Origin of the sequence: Priestia sp. FSL P4-0332, assembly GCF_038005845.1 — a bacterium.
Lineage (GTDB): Bacteria > Bacillota > Bacilli > Bacillales > Bacillaceae_H > Priestia.
In genome coordinates this window covers 12,501-30,000 of the sequence record NZ_JBBOUA010000001.1, presented here as the reverse complement: position 1 = coordinate 30,000, position 17,500 = coordinate 12,501, and the positions used below count along the sequence as shown (strand labels likewise).

16 protein-coding genes, 1 tRNA gene, 3 rRNA genes, 1 other RNA gene and 1 other annotated feature (2 of these 22 only partly in view) are annotated in these 17,500 nt (G+C 39.2%); of the genes, 5 read left to right on the top strand and 16 right to left on the bottom strand.

What is annotated here, in order from left to right; all coding sequences use genetic code 11:
* From MKY06_RS00150 to tadA, 8 genes are all read right to left on the bottom strand, one after another.
* A 16S ribosomal RNA gene (locus MKY06_RS00150) occupies positions 1-113 on the bottom strand (it extends 1,439 nt beyond the left edge of the window).
* A gap of 291 nt (positions 114-404) precedes the next feature.
* Positions 405-674 (bottom strand): pro-sigmaK processing inhibitor BofA family protein, encoded by a 270-nt coding sequence (locus MKY06_RS00145; protein WP_013081328.1) that lies wholly within the window; start codon positions 672-674, stop codon positions 405-407.
* Positions 675-790: 116 nt separating this feature from the next.
* Positions 791-1,015, bottom strand: coding sequence for a YaaL family protein (locus MKY06_RS00140; protein WP_013054840.1), 225 nt, complete (start codon positions 1,013-1,015; stop codon positions 791-793).
* Between the two features lie 14 nt (positions 1,016-1,029).
* Positions 1,030-1,626: a recombination mediator RecR gene (recR, locus tag MKY06_RS00135; RefSeq protein ID WP_013054839.1), complete on the bottom strand. Its 597-nt coding sequence runs from the start codon at positions 1,624-1,626 to the stop codon at positions 1,030-1,032.
* A gap of 15 nt (positions 1,627-1,641) precedes the next feature.
* A complete protein-coding gene (locus MKY06_RS00130) occupies positions 1,642-1,962 on the bottom strand; it encodes a YbaB/EbfC family nucleoid-associated protein (RefSeq protein ID WP_013081327.1) in 321 nt (106 codons plus the stop codon).
* A gap of 19 nt (positions 1,963-1,981) precedes the next feature.
* Positions 1,982-3,670, bottom strand: coding sequence for a DNA polymerase III subunit gamma/tau (gene dnaX / locus MKY06_RS00125; RefSeq protein WP_029325238.1), 1,689 nt, complete (start codon positions 3,668-3,670; stop codon positions 1,982-1,984).
* Positions 3,671-3,800: 130 nt separating this feature from the next.
* Positions 3,801-4,065: signal recognition particle sRNA large type (gene ffs, locus MKY06_RS00120), an RNA gene on the bottom strand.
* Positions 4,066-4,167: 102 nt separating this feature from the next.
* Positions 4,168-4,638: a tRNA adenosine(34) deaminase TadA gene (gene tadA / locus MKY06_RS00115; RefSeq protein ID WP_013054836.1), complete on the bottom strand. Its 471-nt coding sequence runs from the start codon at positions 4,636-4,638 to the stop codon at positions 4,168-4,170.
* Positions 4,639-4,717: 79 nt separating this feature from the next.
* Here tadA and MKY06_RS00110 point away from each other — a divergent pair, with 79 nt between their 5' ends.
* From MKY06_RS00110 to MKY06_RS00095, 4 genes are all read left to right on the top strand, one after another.
* Positions 4,718-5,260, top strand: a complete 543-nt coding sequence (locus MKY06_RS00110) for an isochorismatase family cysteine hydrolase (protein WP_029325237.1) — start codon at positions 4,718-4,720, stop codon at positions 5,258-5,260.
* 56 nt (positions 5,261-5,316) lie between these two features.
* Complete coding sequence (locus tag MKY06_RS00105; protein WP_013054834.1) at positions 5,317-6,618, top strand: glycoside hydrolase family 18 protein; 1,302 nt, start codon at positions 5,317-5,319, stop codon at positions 6,616-6,618.
* A gap of 143 nt (positions 6,619-6,761) precedes the next feature.
* Complete coding sequence (locus MKY06_RS00100) at positions 6,762-7,397, top strand: deoxynucleoside kinase (RefSeq protein ID WP_028410386.1); 636 nt, start codon at positions 6,762-6,764, stop codon at positions 7,395-7,397.
* Positions 7,397-8,077 (top strand): deoxynucleoside kinase, encoded by a 681-nt coding sequence (locus MKY06_RS00095; RefSeq protein WP_013054832.1) that lies wholly within the window; start codon positions 7,397-7,399, stop codon positions 8,075-8,077. The genes MKY06_RS00100 and MKY06_RS00095 overlap by 1 nt, the downstream gene beginning before the upstream one ends.
* Positions 8,078-8,197: 120 nt before the next feature.
* On the opposite strand, the gene MKY06_RS00090 is transcribed toward MKY06_RS00095, so the two are convergent.
* From MKY06_RS00090 to guaB, 6 genes are all read right to left on the bottom strand, one after another.
* Positions 8,198-8,290: transfer RNA gene (locus MKY06_RS00090), tRNA-Ser, on the bottom strand.
* Positions 8,291-8,401: 111 nt separating this feature from the next.
* Positions 8,402-9,679 carry a serine--tRNA ligase gene (gene serS / locus MKY06_RS00085; RefSeq protein WP_013054831.1) on the bottom strand — a complete coding sequence of 426 codons (1,278 nt, stop codon included), beginning with the start codon at positions 9,677-9,679 and terminating at the stop codon, positions 8,402-8,404.
* A gap of 52 nt (positions 9,680-9,731) precedes the next feature.
* Positions 9,732-9,944: a binding site (T-box leader), on the bottom strand.
* Positions 9,945-10,001: 57 nt separating this feature from the next.
* Entirely contained in the window at positions 10,002-10,589 is a 588-nt protein-coding gene (pdxT, locus tag MKY06_RS00080; protein WP_016762689.1) for a pyridoxal 5'-phosphate synthase glutaminase subunit PdxT, read from the bottom strand.
* A 21-nt stretch (positions 10,590-10,610) separates the two neighbouring features.
* Positions 10,611-11,498 (bottom strand): pyridoxal 5'-phosphate synthase lyase subunit PdxS, encoded by an 888-nt coding sequence (gene pdxS, locus MKY06_RS00075; protein ID WP_013054829.1) that lies wholly within the window; start codon positions 11,496-11,498, stop codon positions 10,611-10,613.
* Positions 11,499-11,688: 190 nt separating this feature from the next.
* Positions 11,689-13,044 (bottom strand): serine hydrolase, encoded by a 1,356-nt coding sequence (locus MKY06_RS00070; protein ID WP_029325234.1) that lies wholly within the window; start codon positions 13,042-13,044, stop codon positions 11,689-11,691.
* A gap of 150 nt (positions 13,045-13,194) precedes the next feature.
* Positions 13,195-14,661, bottom strand: coding sequence for an IMP dehydrogenase (guaB, locus tag MKY06_RS00065; protein ID WP_013054827.1), 1,467 nt, complete (start codon positions 14,659-14,661; stop codon positions 13,195-13,197).
* 116 nt (positions 14,662-14,777) lie between these two features.
* Here guaB and MKY06_RS00060 point away from each other — a divergent pair, with 116 nt between their 5' ends.
* Positions 14,778-15,743, top strand: coding sequence for a YaaC family protein (locus tag MKY06_RS00060; protein ID WP_063670402.1), 966 nt, complete (start codon positions 14,778-14,780; stop codon positions 15,741-15,743).
* Between the two features lie 26 nt (positions 15,744-15,769).
* Here MKY06_RS00060 and rrf read toward each other — a convergent pair.
* Together rrf and MKY06_RS00050 are read right to left on the bottom strand one after the other, a co-directional pair.
* Positions 15,770-15,885 (bottom strand): 5S ribosomal RNA (gene rrf / locus MKY06_RS00055).
* Positions 15,886-15,994: 109 nt separating this feature from the next.
* A 23S ribosomal RNA gene (locus MKY06_RS00050) occupies positions 15,995-17,500 on the bottom strand (it continues 1,430 nt past the right edge of the window).

Below are 17,500 nucleotides of genomic sequence, written 5' to 3'. Positions count from 1 at the left end.
CACCCGTCCGCCGCTAACGTCATAGAAGCAAGCTTCTAATCAGTTCGCTCGACTTGCATGTATTAGGCACGCCGCCAGCGTTCATCCTGAGCCAGGATCAAACTCTCCGAAGAAATGTTTGACTTGCTCAATTTTAAAAAATAAAAATTAACGTTGACGTTTACTATTTCGTTCAGTTTTCAAAGAACTCTTGTCTCAAGGCGACTTTCTTATCTTACCACCTCAAGAATAACTTGTCAACAACTTTTTTCATTAAGTTATTTTCGAGTTATTTTTTTGTTGTTGTCTTAGCGACGTATATAAATATAACATCTGTTAACTTGTTGGTCAACAACTTTTTTAAAAAAAATAAAAGTTTTCTCGAAAAGATTCCAGAAAACTTTTATTTTGGATATTCCTCCAAATTATAATATGAAATTATTAATAACAAGTAAGGCAGCTATTCCTGGAATACCTAAAATAGCTGAAACAATGGCTGTGGGGAAATTAATAGGGATATGAATACCAAACTGTACGCCAAAAATGTTAATAAAGAAAAGCAGCAGAACGCCAATAATAAGCTTAATCGATAAATTTCCAATGACTCGAAGCATTTTTTCAACACCACCTGTTACTAAGAGTAGAATGATTAGTCCTATTAAAAAAGACACAACTACAATGGGATGATTTAGCATGTTGCCTCCTTCTTAAAGCAGATAAGTTATCTTATATGTATGTCCAAGCATTCAAAAAAAGCACTATTTCACGGAGGGAAATCCTTATTTTATAAAGACAACAAAACAGGATGCCTCTATGACATCCTGTTAATTGAAATATTTCGATGCTTGGCTTCTTTTAATAGAAAAAGATACTTCATTTTGGCTAATCGAATATCTACCATTACCTCTTCTGAAGGATCTACACTTCTTTCTACCATTGAAGTTTTGTGACTCCATTCCTGCTTTACTTGCATAAAAGTCTTCACAAATTCATCATCGTACTCTTTGCGTAACCAACCTTTTCTTTTAAAAAACATATGCAAGTACCTCGTTATACTTCTCTTCTACCTTCTAGGGCTTTAGATAATGTTACTTCATCTGCGTACTCAAGATCTCCTCCAACGGGTAACCCATGAGCAATTCTAGTAATTTTAATTCCTGTCGGCTTTAAGAGCCTAGAGATATACATAGCCGTAGCTTCGCCCTCTATATTCGGGTTAGTAGCTAAAATCACTTCTTGAATCTCGTCATCTTGAAGTCTTTTTAATAACTCTGGTACTTTGATATCTTCAGGCCCTATTCCTTCCATAGGTGAAATTGCGCCATGCAGGACATGATACAAGCCGTTATATTCTTTCATTTTCTCCATTGCAATGACATCCTTAGGGTCTTGCACGACACATACCACATTTCGCTCTCTGCGCTGATCTTGACAAATGTAGCAAGGATCTTGATCTGTGATATGCCCGCAAACTGAACAATAGGTTAAATTTCGCTTCGCATTGACTAATGCTTTTGCAAAATCTAATACTGTATCTTCTTTCATAGATAAAACAAAGAACGCTAAGCGAACAGCTGTTTTTGGACCAATGCCGGGTAACTTCATAAAACTATCTATAAGCTTTGATATTGGTTCTGGATAATGCACGTGGCAACCACCTTATTAAAGTCCTGGAATATTTAAACCTTTTGTAAATTGACCCATTGTGTTATTTGTTAAATCGTCCATTTGTTTTAATGCGTCATTTGTTGCTGCTAGTACTAAATCTTGTAGCATTTCAATATCTTCAGGATCTACTACATCCTCTTTAATATTTACATCAATTACTTGTTTCTGACCGTTAACCACAACTGTTACCATTCCACCGCCAGCTGTACCTTCAACAGTTTTTTCAGCTAACTCTTCCTGCGCTTTTTGCATATCTTTTTGCATTTTTTGCATTTGTTTCATCATTTTTTGCATATTGCCCATGCCTTTCATCATATGAACATTCCTCCTAAATTTACTCTTGAATTTCGATTAAGTCTTCTCCAAATAGCTTTTTCGCTTCTGCAACCACAGGGTCTTCCTCCTGTGGTTGACCTGATGACCCATCACTTTGCTGTCCTTGAAGAAACTCTTCTCTTACTTTATCCCATTCGCTTTCTGGAATTGCAACCATTTCACGCTTGCTGCCAATTAAAGTATATAAGATATTCTCTAAATTATCACGTACATTGTTGTTATTTTCAGAAGCCATTTTGCAATGAATTTCATATTTAAATTTAAGTATAAATGATTGATCTGAAGACGCAACTGGTTCACTGTTAGATAACAACGCTGCATGTGAAGCTTTATTTTGTTGTTTCAATGTGTCCAACACCTGCGCCCAAGATCGCTTAATCGTTTCTAAATTCTGCCGAGTGGCATTTTTTAGAACTTCATTTACCTTCCCAACAGGCGTTTTGTACTGACTTCTGGACTGTCTTGTCTGTTTTTTCTCTGTTTGCGCTGCCTGAGCTGTATGATCAACTTGAATACCTTTTTCTTTTAACTGCTGCAGTTCTGCTTCCATTTGATTCATTTTTTGCAAAATGTCTTGATATGGAAGAGTATCCTCTTGTTTTGTAGAACTTTGAGCTAATTTTACTAAAGCTACTTCAAGTAGCACTCGAGGATGATTGCTCCATTTCATCTCTTGCTGAGTTTGGTTCAATTCAGCAATGACTTTATAAATAAAGGCACTATCCATTTTTGAACTGAGTTCTTTAAACTCTTCGTTAACCGCTGCTTTTTCAAGTAAATATGCATTTTCTTCAGAAGCTTGATAAAGCAGAACATCACGATAATAGAAGATGAGGTCCTCTACAAACCTCGCTGGATCTTTTCCGTTTTTGATCAAACTTTCAACAGAGTCTAGCGCTTCTACGATGTTTTCATTAAAGATAGCTTGGACGATCTTCACAATAAAAGCCTGTGATACTGCTCCTGTTATGGATAGAACATCCTCTAAGCTCACCTTCTCCGTACTATACGAGATGGCTTGGTCTAAAAGACTAAGTGCATCACGCATGCCGCCTTCTGAAGCTTTCGCAATTTCGTAAAGAGCATCCTCGCTTACTTCTAGCTCTTCAGAACCCAATACTTCCTTCATTCGATATACGATATCTTCTGGCGAAATGCGTTTGAAATCAAAGCGCTGACATCTAGAGATAATCGTTAATGGAATTTTATGCGGCTCTGTTGTAGCTAAAATAAAGATAACATGTGCAGGAGGTTCTTCTAACGTTTTTAATAAAGCGTTAAAAGCTCCAATTGAAAGCATATGAACTTCATCAATAATGTACACTTTGTATCGAACAGCACTAGGTGCATATTTTACTTTATCACGGATATCTCGAATTTCATCGACTCCATTATTAGAGGCTGCATCAATTTCAATTACATCCGAAATGGAACCATCAGTAATTCCCCGACAAGTTGCACATTCATTACAGGGTTCAGCAATGGGTGCTTTTTCACAGTTAACGGCTTTCGCTAAAATTTTAGCAGCTGTTGTCTTTCCTGTCCCTCGAGGTCCAGAAAATAAATACGCATGCGAAAATTTCTCTTGGACAAGGGCATTTTGAAGTGTTTTGATAATATGTTGTTGACCGACTACGTCGTTAAAGCTTTGAGGACGGTATACACGGTACAGAGCCTGATATGCCACTACATCCTCTCCTTTTAATATAATTCATTAGTTATCATTATAGCGTATTATGAGGTTTTTTTTCAAAATAGTGAGAGATAAAATAAAAAGCCTACTCCAACAGAGTAGACTAAACTTATGTATATAACTGCCGTGCACCTTCCGTCGATTAGCCACCCCAGGCGTTACTTAAGCAGTTAGCTCGGTTCAGGCGACCCCATGGCACATGAGAGGTTCTGCTTACTGCTGCTTCCTTCCGGACCTGACAGGGTTCACAGATTCCCATTGCATAGGACCCAAACGTCAACACCACTTACTTAAGGCAGGCCCTAAGATGAGCTAACCTCAAGAAGGAATTCGGCCTCGCTAGAGCGGATTGCGAGTACAGGGCACCGCTACCTCCCCGCTTAGCACGGCAAAGTTGAAACCAATAGTTTGGGCATCAAGTTGATGCATTTACAAGTATACGTCTTTTCATTCAAAAATGCAACCGCTATAGAAAACTTACTTTTTTAGCGCTATTTTCCAGCCTTTTTTCGTTGACGCAACTCACGAAAAAAGGTCGTTAAGAGGCTCCCGCATTCTTCTTCTAGCATACCTCCTACTACTTGTGCTTGGTGATTAAACTTTTCAAACTCTAATAAGTTTAACAATGTTCCCGCGCAGCCACCTTTAGGATCATAAGCGCCAAACACAACTCTTTTCACTCTTGATAATACAATAGCACCTGCACACATCGGACATGGTTCTAAGGTGACATATAACGTAGCGTCTTCTAATCTCCATGTTCCTAGTTTCTTACATGCTTCATCAATTGCTAAAAGTTCCGCATGAGCAACTGATCGCTGTTCTGTTTCTCGTAAGTTATAAGCTGAAGCAACTACCTCGTCATTTTGAACAATAACTGCTCCAATGGGAACCTCTAATTTATCTTTGGCTTTTAATGCTTCATCAATTGCCAACCTCATATACTTTTCATCATTTAACACTTTTTATCCAACCTTACATATTATATTTTTTCTGAGTCAAACTATTTACTATGTACATCAGGAAAAGGAGAGACCTTATGTGAAGAACGCTAAAACTGCTTTAATTATTATTGATATGCTAAACGATTTTCAATTTAAAAACGGCAAAATACTTGCTGAAAAATCTTTAACAATTGCTCAAAACATTTCCAAATTAAAACAATATGCCTCGTCTCAACATATCCCTATCATTTATGTCAATGACCACTATAAGCTATGGCAAGCAAACTTAGAAACCATTTTAACACACTGCACAAATGAGATAAGCTCACCCATTCTACATCACATTTCACCACAAAACGCTGATTACTTTTTAATTAAACCAAAGCATTCTATCTTCTATGGGACAGCTTTAAATATTTTGCTATCACAGCTCGATGTGCATACACTTATTTTAACAGGAATTGCGGGAAATATATGCGTGCTTTTTTCAGCCAACGATGCTTATATGCGTGAGTATAACTTAATTGTGCCTGAAGATTGTATTGCTTCAAACGCAGATGAAGACAATACCTTTGCTTTGAGAATGATGCATAACGTATTAAATGCTCGTATTTGCAAACATACCGAGTTGATGAATTAAGTAAAAAGCCTTCTCATATGATGGAAGTAAGTCATATGAAATGGAGGCTTTTTATTATGCAAATTTACACTGTTAAAGCAGGTGACAGTATATATAGTATTGCAAAACAGTTCCGCATTGACGCAGGGAAAATTATAAGAGCAAATGAATTACCTAATCCAAATCAACTCGTCATCGGGCAATCTATGGTTATTCCAATCAACGGTACTTACTACACAGTAAAAGCTGGGGACACTATATGGAAGGTAGGAAGAAAATTAGGCGTTAGCTATCAGGCTATTGCCAATGCGAACAATGTTTCAGTTACAGCACCCTTAACACCTGGCCGCCGCATCTTAATTCCCCCTTCCCCCAACAAAAGAAACGGTGAGTTTTTAGGGTATGTTGAAACAAGCAATCGAAAAATCACTCCTCAAACAGAGAAAATGATTAATCAAAATGCAAAATACCTTACTTATCTCGGGCCAGCGAACTTCGAAGTGCAAAAAGACGGTTCTCTAAAGGCACCTCCACTTAACAATTTAGGTTCTATTGCTAAAGAAAATGACGTCATTTTCTTAATGGTATTGGCTAATATTGAAAACGGCGCATTCAGTGACGAAGTCGGCCGAGCAATTTTAAATAATAAAGACGTTCAAGATACGCTCTTAAATAATATTGTAAAAACAGCGAAAGAACAAAATTTCAGAGACATTCACTTTGACTTCGAATTTTTGCGTCCGGCAGATAAAGAAGCCTATATTGCATTTTTACAGAAAGCAAAAAAGCGTCTTCAAGATGAGCAACTTCTTATGTCTGTCGCTTTAGCTCCGAAGACAAGTCGAGATCAAAAAGGCAAATGGTATGAAGCACATGATTATAAAGCCATTGGAGAGATTGCTAACTTCGTTGTTCCGATGACATACGAATGGGGATATAGCGGTGGGCCTCCTATGGCCGTCTCTCCTATTGGTCCCGTACGTGATGTTTTAGAATATGCAGTATCTGAAATACCTAGTTCAAAAATTATCATGGGCCAAAACCTATACGGTTACGATTGGACACTTCCTTACAAACCAGGAGGAGAATATGCCAAAGCCATTAGTCCTCAACGAGCTATTGAGTTGGCAGCTCGCTATAAAGTAGCTATTCAATACGACAATAAAGCACAAGCTCCTTTCTTCCGGTATAAAGATGAACAGCAGCGCACCCACGAAGTATGGTTTGAAGACGCTAGGTCTATTCAGGCCAAGTTTGATTTAATCAAAGAATTAAAACTTAGAGGAATGGCTTACTGGAAACTAGGCTTAGATTTCCCGCAAAACTGGCTCTTGATTGAAGACAACTTCAAAATTACAAAAAGAGTGACACAGCCATAAATAGGGAAAGCTTACTGTTAACAGTAGGCTTTTTGTTATTCTTCTTACTGAAAGAAATTTCTTTTCCCCTTATTCTCCTTCTCTATGTTAAAATATTTTTTGTCTGTTTTTTTTGAACGAGTGGTCATGAAGGAGGCAAATGAATGCAAGGCACACCTTTTATTTCAGTAGAAGGACCCATCGGTGTCGGAAAAACCTCTCTAGCTAAAGAGATTGCACAAGCATTTCAATTCGAAATTTTAAAAGAAATCGTAGATGAAAATCCATTTCTCGGGAAATTTTATGAAAATATCAACGAGTGGAGTTTTCAAACCGAAATGTTTTTTCTATGTAATCGATATAAGCAGTTGGAGGATATTCAAAAAGGGTTCTTATCTTATAAAAAACCTGTTGTAGCAGATTATCATATTATGAAAAACATGATTTTTGCTGAGCAAACGTTAAAAGATGAACAGTATAAAAAATATGTACAAATCTTCCACATCTTAACGGCTGATATGCCAGCTCCGAACATTATTATTTATTTAAATGCCAGTTTAGATACCTTGTTAAAGCGTATTAAAATGCGCGGAAGAGAAATTGAACGAAACATCGATCCTCACTACCTTGCGAGGCTAAGTGATGATTATGAAAAAGCTATGACGGCGTTTGAACAAAATAACCCTGATGTAACCATTTTACGTTATGACGGTGATGAAATAGATTTTGTACAAAATAAACAACACTTAAATAGAATCTTATCAGAGGTTCAAGAGAGTATGTTAAAAAGGAGTATGTAATGGTAAACTTACGATCGAAATACAACATTCCTAATGATGCTGTGTTGACGATAGCGGGCACAGTTGGAGTTGGGAAATCTACAATGACTCAATCATTGGCTGATGCTCTCCAATTTCGCACATCGTTTGAAAAAGTAGATTCCAACCCTTACCTGGACAAATTTTATGGGGATTTTGAACGTTGGAGCTTCCACCTACAAGTATATTTTCTAGCGGAACGCTTTAAAGAACAAAAGAAAATTTTCGAGTATGGCGGCGGCTTCATCCAAGACAGATCCATTTACGAAGATACCGGTATTTTTGCTAAGATGCATTTTGAAAAAGGAACGATGTCTAAAGTAGACTATGAAACATATACAAGCTTGTTCGATGCAATGGTTATGACTCCATATTTCCCTCATCCGGATCTGCTCATTTATTTGGAAGGCAGCTTCGAAGATATTGTAGATCGCATTCAAGAAAGAGGGCGACCAATGGAACAACAAACGCCTCTTGATTATTGGAAAGAGATGCACGCCCGATACGAAGACTGGATTAATAACTTTACGGCTTGTCCTATTCTTCGTTTAGATATTAGAGAATACGACCTTATCAAGGATCCTGATTCAATTGAATCAATTGTTGAAAAAGTGGCTCGCTTTTTACAACATAATGAAAAGCTAAAACGTCGTCATCTATAAAAAAATGCCGCTTTAATAGATAAAGCGGCATTTTTAACAAATAAAAAACCGTTACTTATAAGTAACGGTTTTCCAATCTCCAATTTATCGCGCTATGTTAATTGCATTATAAGTCAAATATGGCGGAGGAAGAGGGATTCGAACCCCCGCGGGCTTTAACACCCCTGTCGGTTTTCAAGACCGATCCCTTCAGCCGGACTTGGGTATTCCTCCGTATCGACAAGTATTAATTTATCATATACAAATAATGAAGTCAACTCTTTTATTGATTTTTTTAAAAAAGATGTTCATTAAGAATTAATTCTTAATGAACATCTTCTACTTTTATTTAGAAATAAATTCTTTATTTCCCATATATGGACGCAGCACTTCTGGAATTTGAATTGATCCATCTTCCTGCTGGTAGTTTTCTAAAATTGCAGCTACCGTACGGCCAATTGCTAAGCCAGAACCGTTTAGTGTATGAACATGCTCTGGTTTTGCTTTTGTATCACGGCGGAAGCGAATATTAGCACGGCGAGCTTGGAAGCTCTCAAAGTTTGAACATGAAGAAATTTCACGATACGTTTCATAACTTGGAATCCAAACTTCAATATCATACTTTTTGGCTGCTGTGAAACCTAAGTCAGCTGTACACATGCTTAGAACTCGGTAAGGTAAACCTAATAGTTGAAGAACCTTTTCAGCATGGCCCGTTAATTTTTCTAATTCATCATAAGAATCTTCTGGCTTAACAAAGCGAACAAGTTCTACTTTATTAAACTGATGCTGACGAATAAGACCACGTGTATCTCTTCCTGCAGAGCCTGCTTCTGAGCGGAAGCAAGCACTATACGCTGTATAAGCAATTGGAAGCTGATCTCCGCTTAAAATTTCATCACGATGTAAATTTGTAACTGGTACTTCAGCTGTAGGAATTAAGAAATAATCTTCTTCTTTAATCTTGAATGCATCTTCTTCAAATTTAGGAAGCTGCCCTGTTCCTGTCATGCTTGTGCGATTCACCATATATGGAGGAAGGATTTCTTCATAACCATGCTCATCCATATGTAAATCCATCATAAAGTTAATAAGAGCACGTTCTAATCTTGCACCTAACCCTTTATAAAATACAAAGCGGCTTCCCGTTACTTTCGAAGCTCTTTCAAAATCTAAAATATTTAAATCTGTTCCTAAATCCCAATGCGGTTTTGGTTCAAAATCAAATTGTTTAATTTCTCCCCATTTGCGAACTTCTACGTTATCATCTTCAGTTTCACCTACAGGCGTACTTTCATGTGGAACGTTAGGAATTGAAAGCAGCAATAGTTCTAATTCTTCTTCAACGCTGCGAAGCTCTTCATCCAATTGCTTTACGCGATCTCCTACTTCACGCATTTCAACGATTAAATGATCAGCATCTTGTTTTTCACGCTTCAATTGTGCAATTTGCTGTGATACTTCATTTCGCTTGCTTTTTAACTCTTCTGTTTGAGCAATTAGCTCACGGCGTTTTGCATCTAACTCTTCAAAGCGACCTAAGTCCGTTAAGTCCTCACCACGAAACTTGAGCTTTTCTTTTACTTCATTAAAATTAGCACGTAAAAATTTTAAATCTAACATACTTAGTACCTCCTTTAGTATAAAAGGGCAAAATAAAAACTCTCATCCCCATGAAAGGGACGAGAGTTTACCCGCGTTGCCACCCTAATTGAAAGCTAAAATAAGCCTTCCTCTTAAACCAGATAACGGATGAACCGAAACTGCCTACTACTTTTTCGACAGCTTGCTCCAGGACGGATTCATAAGAATTGATTATCGATTCACACCAGCCATCGACTCTCTTGAAATCAAAAATCTTATTACTATTTCCTATCAACGCTTTATACCAATATCATTTTTATTAATCATAATGTACTACAAGTCTTTACAAGATGCAATTCATTTATACAGGTTTTTTTGAAGCTTCTTCAACCATTGCTACAAAATACTGTGCCATGCGAGCATCATCTGTCAATTCTGGATGAAACGAACATCCCAAGAATTGACCTTGTCTTGCCGCAACAATTCGGTCGTTATGCATTGCTAAGACTTCAACGTTTTCTCCTACTTCTACAATATGCGGAGCGCGGATAAATACGCCTATAAAACCTTCACCGATATCTTTAATATTTAGGGCAGCTTCAAAGCTATCCCGTTGACGCCCAAACGAGTTGCGAGCTACCGTAATATCCATAACACCTAAATGGGGCTCTTCACGGTCAACGACTTGTCCTGCGAGTAAAATTAAACCCGCACACGTACCAAATACCGGTTTACCTGCTTGTGCAAACTGGCGAAGAGGTTCCATGAAGTCATATTTGTCGATCAGACGACGCATTGCTGTGCTTTCGCCGCCCGGTAGGATTAAACCATCTATTTCGTTTAGCTGTTCAACTTTTTTTATGATAATGGCTTCAGCGCCTGCTGCTTCTAATGCTTGTGCATGCTCGCGAAAGGCACCTTGTAATCCTAACACGCCTACTTTTACCATTTTGTCAAAACTCCCTTTAAATTACCATCCACGCTCTTGCATGCGGTTTTCTGGTAATAATGATGAAATTTCAATCCCTTTCATTGCACTTCCTAACCCTTTTGATAAGTTTGCAATAAGCTCATAGTCCTGATAATGTGTTGTTGCTTCCACGATTGCTCGCGCAAATTTTTCAGGGTTGTCTGATTTGAAGATTCCTGATCCAACGAACACGCCGTCTGCTCCAAGCTGCATCATTAACGCTGCGTCTGCGGGTGTTGCTACGCCGCCTGCTGCAAAGTTTACAACCGGTAAACGGCCTTCACGTTTAATTTGCAGTAATAGCTCATAAGGCGCACCTAATAGTTTAGCTTCTGTCATTAACTCGTCTTCGTCCATGCCCACAACTTTACGTACTTGAGCGTTTACTTGACGCATATGACGTACTGCTTCCACGATGTTTCCTGTCCCTGGTTCGCCCTTTGTACGAAGCATTGCAGCTCCTTCAGCAATACGACGAGATGCTTCGCCAAGATCACGGCAACCGCACACAAATGGAACCGTAAATGTATTTTTATTCAAATGAAACTCCTCATCAGCTGGAGTCAACACTTCACTTTCATCGATGTAGTCTACACCCATCGCTTCTAGCACGCGTGCTTCAACAATATGGCCAATACGAGCTTTTGCCATAACTGGAATGGACACAGCATTCATCACTTCTTCAACAATTGTTGGGTCTGCCATACGAGACACGCCGCCTGCTGCACGGATATCAGCTGGAACACGCTCTAATGCCATAACAGCAACAGCGCCTGCTGCTTCTGCAATTTTTGCTTGCTCTGCATTGATAACGTCCATGATAACGCCACCTTTTTGCATTTCCGCCATTCCTCGTTTTACACGATCAGTACCTGTAATGTTATTCATGTTTGTCTTCCTCCTGTATCAAGTGTTTCACAATAATTTTTAGTGTATATACAAAATTCAAAACTTAGTGTCTATTTTACCGCATTTTTCGGAAAATTCCTATCTAATTTATAGATTATATACAAACAAATCTAAAAATAAAAAGAAGAGATACTCTCTTGTAGTATCTCTTCTTTCTCTTGAGTTATCATTAAAACCAGTTATTCACTGTATTTGCAGCATTCATCCAAATATCACTGAAGAAGTTGCCAATACTGCGGATAGCGAGAGAGAACCATCCAGCTTTTTCAACAGATTCGTTTGTCACAACCGGCGTCATGCTATCTGTAGTTTGACCTCCTACATAGCCTAAATCTTTAAGATTGCTGTTTGTTGCACTCACATAAGCAACTGTTTCTCCTTTTTTAATAGGAGCAACAACTTTTTGATCGTTCATAACTTTATCGTTTAACTTAAAGTTGATTTTAGTATGATCTTTTTGACCTTTTTCGGTAATAATCTTTACCGAATTCTTTGGAGAAACGGAAGCTTCTTTTGATTTTCCTTTAGCAACATCAATTGTTTCATGCCCTTTAATCTCGCCGTTAGCAGGCACTACTTCTTTTAACTGAAAATGACTAAAAGCATAATCCAATATCTTTTTCGTTTGGGAAAAACGAGCAGCTTCCGTAGACTTGCCGTTTTCCTTAGCATTCATTACAACTGTTATGTATCTTACCCCATTACGCTCTGCAGTCCCAGTGAAACATTGACCTGCAAAATCTGTATGGCCAGTTTTTAAACCGTCTACGCCGCTGTAGGCAGCTGAAAAACCTGGGAGCATCTTATTCCAATTGTTCATTTTTGTTTCGCCTTGTTGCCCTTGTCTAAACATCTTAGAAGGAGTTTTAGCTACTTCCAAAGATTCTGGATAATCATGAATTAAGTGATAAGCAAGGGTAGCAACTGCCCGAGCCGATAGAAGGTTCTCATCTTCTTCCTTCGTTCCTTTTGGATACATTCCTTTTAGCAAAGAATTAGAAAGACCTGTGGAATTGACAAATTTTGATTCACCCATATTTAATCTTTTTGCCGTTTCGTTCATTAACTTAATAAAGTTTTCTTCGGAACTGCTGACAGCTTCAGCTAAAGCAATCGCAGCTCCATTAGCTGAGTAAATAGCCATGGCATCATATAATTCTTTCACCGTGTATTTTTGGTTTTCAATTAACGGTACATTCGATAATCCATAATCCTGAGAAATTTTAGCTGCATATTTACTAACTGGCACACGTTGATCCCAAGATAATTTCTTATCTTTTATGGATTCTAATACTAGGTATTCCGTCATCATTTTTGTCATGCTTGCAATACCTAATAAAGCATCCGTATTTTTCCCGTATAATACTTTCCCCGTACTTGCCTCTACTAAGATCGCTGCATCTGCTTCAACGCCAATATCATCTGTTTTAGGAGCAGCTGATGCTTGTGTAGAGACAAAAAATACGCTGGCCATTAACATAACAGCAATGACACAAATTAATTGTTTCTGTACTGCGTTTCTCACTCTATACCCTCCAAACGTAAACTCACATAAATGTAATTTTATCATACTAAAATTTAAAAAAATAGATAAAGAAGTACTGTTACATTCGTGATCAATGACATAAAAAACACGTTTCCCTAATAGGGAAACGTGTTTTTTAAACATTCATGATTATCTCATAGAATAGTTAGGAGATTCTTTTGTGATTTGTACATCATGTGGGTGGCTTTCTCTTAAACCTGCTCCAGTCATACGAATGAATTGTGCCTGTTCACGTAACGCTTCTAAGTTAGCTGAACCACAGTAACCCATTCCTGCGCGTAAACCGCCAATCATTTGATATAAAGTATCTGCTACAGGTCCTTTGTAAGGCAAACGGCCTTCGATACCTTCTGGAACTAATTTTTTATTATCTTCTTGGAAGTATCGATCTTTACTTCCTTTTTCCATGGCTCCTACAGAGCCCATTCCACGGTACACTTTAAAGCGTCTACCTTGGTAGATTTCTGTTTCTCCAGGACTTTCGGTCGTTCCTGCTAGAAGGCTTCCTAGCATTACTGTATGTCCACCAGCTGCAAGTGCTTTTACGATATCTCCAGAGTATTTAATACCGCCATCTGCGATGATAGCTACACCGTGCTTACGAGCTTCAGTTGCACAGTCATATACTGCTGTAATTTGTGGAACGCCTACACCGGCTACAACACGAGTTGTACAAATTGAACCAGGTCCAATTCCTACTTTTACTACGTTTGCTCCCGCTTCAATTAATGCTTTTGTACCTTCAGCAGTTGCTACGTTACCAGCAATAATATTTAACTCTGGATATGCCTCGCGAATGCTGCGTACCGTATCTAAAACGCCTTGTGAATGTCCATGCGCTGTATCAATAACGATAACATCAACGCCAGCTTGTACTAATTTTTCGATACGAACATTTGAATCAGCTGTTACGCCAACAGCTGCTCCAACTAATAATCGACCTTGTTGATCTTTAGCTGCATTTGGAAACTCAATTACTTTTTCAATGTCTTTAATTGTGATAAGACCTTTTAATACGCCATTGTCATCTACAAGAGGTAACTTTTCAATTTTGTATTGCTGTAGAATTTTCTCTGCTTCTTCTAAAGTCGTTCCTACTGGAGCAGTAACTAATTCTTCTTTTGTCATTACATCAGCAATTTGCATTGAATAATCTTGGATGAAACGCAAGTCGCGGTTTGTAAGGATTCCAACTAGTTTTTGTTCTTCTTCGTTGTTGACAATCGGCACACCTGAGATACGATATTTGCCCATTAAATGTTCAGCAGCAAATACTTGGTTTTCAGGAGTTAAAAAGAAAGGATCCGTGATAACACCACTTTCAGAACGTTTTACTTTATCAACTTGTTCTGCTTGCTGTTCAATCGACATGTTTTTGTGAATGATACCTAAACCACCTTGTCTAGCCATCGCAATAGCCATTTCAGCTTCTGTAACTGTATCCATTCCTGCACTGATGAACGGCACCTTTAATTTTAATGTTTTTGTTAGTTCAACACTCATATCAACGTCTTTAGGTAGTACCTCAGATTTTGCTGGCACCAGTAAAACGTCATCAAATGTTAAGCCTTCTTTAGAAAATTTGCTTTCCCACATTATAGAATCCTCCTTTAAACGACAGAATATTATTAGTAGATTAACAAGCAGATATGTACCTGTCAATAACTTCACTAGATATCAGATAATTCTAATAAAAAGAAAAGGTGATTTAGTTGCATAAATTTAATGATGTTTGGACGTCCTACAATTTATTTTTCTCCGTTCCTTTTGTACAAGACTTTTTAAAAAAGCGCTATCAAAAATTGAATTATAGCGATGCAGAGCAACATAGCTTTAAAAACAGTTACCCATTTATTTATTATTTGGAACACAGTAAAAATTATTATCAAGTTGCGGCACAATCTCCTGTATCAGTTCAACCAGTTTTATTATTTTATGGAATGTCACAGCTGTTAAAAGCCTGTTTGTTAACGCAAAACCCAGTATATCCAGAAAATACGGCGGTGTTAGCACATGGAGTATCAACACGAAAAAGAAAAAAACAAAGTTATGATTTTTTAGATGATGAAGTTAAGATCCAAAAAAGCGGTTTGTTTTCACAAGTAGGAGAAGAATTGTTTCATGTGAAACAAATGGAAGGTAGTAAATATACAATGAATTATCTGTTGTCGTGCGTACCGGAATTAGATACATTATTTTTAAATTTGGGTACTAGGTCATTTTCCCATTTAACAACTATTGGATCGCTTCCAGCTACCTCTTTGTCTATTCCTGAACAAGTTACACGGTGTTATCATATGAATCACGAAAGGCTCTACTCTTTTTTAAAAGAGCGTTCCCGCCTATCATTGTCTCTGTCAGAAGATCAGGTATGTATTCTTGATCCTTCAAGCTGTTTATATAATTGTTCACCTTTTATGTACAATTTCCAAAATAACACGCTGCATGCACCTTTGGAAAAAGATAGCTGCTTATATTTCCCTGAGATGTTGGCACATTACTTATTACTTTATAATTTAAGTATGATTTCACGTTATGAAACAGAGTGGTGGTATGAATTATTGCATACATACTCTTCGAAAGATTACCCATTTATCTTGAGGTTCCTTGAAGTTACGGCTCAAAAGATTCCTTACTTAATTTCTTGTTACTTAAATGAACATACAAAAAAAGACTAGCTAAAATAGCTAGTCTTTTTTCAAGTGCCTGGCAACGTCCTACTCTCACAGGGACAAAGTCCCAACTACCATTGGCGCTAAAGAGCTTAACTTCCGTGTTCGGTATGGGAACGGGTGTGACCTCTTCGCTATCGCCACCAGACATATTATATTATACATGATTTTCAAAAGAAAGCAAGACTTTTTTGAAAAGTTTTGTTCTCTCAAAACTAGGTAACAGTTTGCTGAGTAAAGCTTACGCTTTTAAAAGTTTGGTTAAGTCCTCGATCGATTAGTATCAGTCAGCTACACATGTCGCCACGCTTCCACCTCTGACCTATCAACCTGATCATCTTTCAGGGATCTTACTAGCTTGCGCTATGGGAAATCTCATCTTGAGGGGGGCTTCATGCTTAGATGCTTTCAGCACTTATCCCGTCCACACATAGCTACCCAGCGATGCCTTTGGCAAGACAACTGGTACACCAGCGGTGTGTCCATCCCGGTCCTCTCGTACTAAGGACAGCTCCTCTCAAATTTCCTACGCCCACGACGGATAGGGACCGAACTGTCTCACGACGTTCTGAACCCAGCTCGCGTACCGCTTTAATGGGCGAACAGCCCAACCCTTGGGACCGACTACAGCCCCAGGATGCGATGAGCCGACATCGAGGTGCCAAACCTCCCCGTCGATGTGGACTCTTGGGGGAGATAAGCCTGTTATCCCCGGGGTAGCTTTTATCCGTTGAGCGATGGCCCTTCCATGCGGAACCACCGGATCACTAAGCCCGACTTTCGTCCCTGCTCGACTTGTAGGTCTCGCAGTCAAGCTCCCTTGTGCCTTTACACTCTACGAATGATTTCCAACCATTCTGAGGGAACCTTTGGGCGCCTCCGTTACATTTTAGGAGGCGACCGCCCCAGTCAAACTGCCCACCTGACACTGTCTCCCGGCCCGATCAGGGCCGCGGGTTAGAATTTCAATACAGCCAGGGTAGTATCCCACCGACGCCTCCACCGAAGCTAGCGCTCCGGCTTCTCAGGCTCCTACCTATCCTGTACAAGCTGTACCAAAATTCAATATCAGGCTACAGTAAAGCTCCACGGGGTCTTTCCGTCCTGTCGCGGGTAACCTGCATCTTCACAGGTACTATAATTTCACCGAGTCTCTCGTTGAGACAGTGCCCAGATCGTTACGCCTTTCGTGCGGGTCGGAACTTACCCGACAAGGAATTTCGCTACCTTAGGACCGTTATAGTTACGGCCGCCGTTTACTGGGGCTTCGATTCAGAGCTTCTCCCAAAGGATAACCCCTCCTCTTAACCTTCCAGCACCGGGCAGGCGTCAGCCCCTATACTTCGCCTTGCGGCTTCGCAGAGACCTGTGTTTTTGCTAAACAGTCGCCTGGGCCTATTCACTGCGGCTCTCTCGGGCTATACACCCTACCAGAGCACCCCTTCTCCCGAAGTTACGGGGTCATTTTGCCGAGTTCCTTAACGAGAGTTCTCTCGATCACCTTAGGATTCTCTCCTCGCCTACCTGTGTCGGTTTGCGGTACGGGCACCTCCCGCCTCGCTAGAGGCTTTTCTTGGCAGTGTGGAATCAGGAACTTCGGTACTATAATTCCCTCGTCATCACAGCTCAGCCTTTATGATGAGCGGATTTGCCTACTCATCAGCCTAACTGCTTGAACGCGCATATCCAGCAGCGCGCTTACCCTATCCTACTGCGTCCCCCCATTACTCAAACGGCGGGGAGGTGGTACAGGAATATCAACC